Source organism: Hungatella sp. SL.1.14 (genome assembly GCF_024460495.1).
GTDB classification, from domain to species: domain Bacteria; phylum Bacillota; class Clostridia; order Lachnospirales; family Lachnospiraceae; genus Hungatella; species Hungatella hathewayi.
This window is the reverse complement of record NZ_JANFYJ010000233.1, coordinates 1-315: the sequence shown is the minus strand read 5'-3', so window position 1 is coordinate 315 and position 315 is coordinate 1. Positions and strand designations below refer to the sequence as shown.

The 315-nt window shown below is 39.7% G+C and carries 1 protein-coding gene; it reads right to left on the bottom strand.

Annotated elements, in window-relative coordinates; translation table 11 throughout:
* Positions 1–38: 38 nt before the first annotated feature.
* Entirely contained in the window at positions 39–224 is a 186-nt protein-coding gene (locus tag NE473_RS30805; RefSeq protein WP_256265616.1) for a hypothetical protein, read from the bottom strand.
* Positions 225–315 lie beyond the last annotated feature (91 nt).

The following is a 315-nucleotide window of genomic DNA, read 5'->3' as shown; positions in this document are numbered from 1 at the left end:
AAGAACTGCCCCAAAAACAGGAAACAGTTCTTTTCACGTTACTTCGCTGTTACAATTTTCTTAAGCTTTTCTTCCCCCTCCCTCAAATCTCCGTCTAATTTTCTGCCAACGATAAATCCGATTTTTAAATAGATTTCTTCAATAACAGATGCAAATCTTATAACCGCATCAAACAGTTCATCATCATCTTTGTTTACACCCGGGTAAAGATGTGTTAGTTCCAATATGAACTATCTGTAGCTGTTCTCAATAGCGCTTTCGCTTACCTCAATCGTTCAGTTTACCGGCCCTGGCTCATCCAGTAAGCAGGCAATC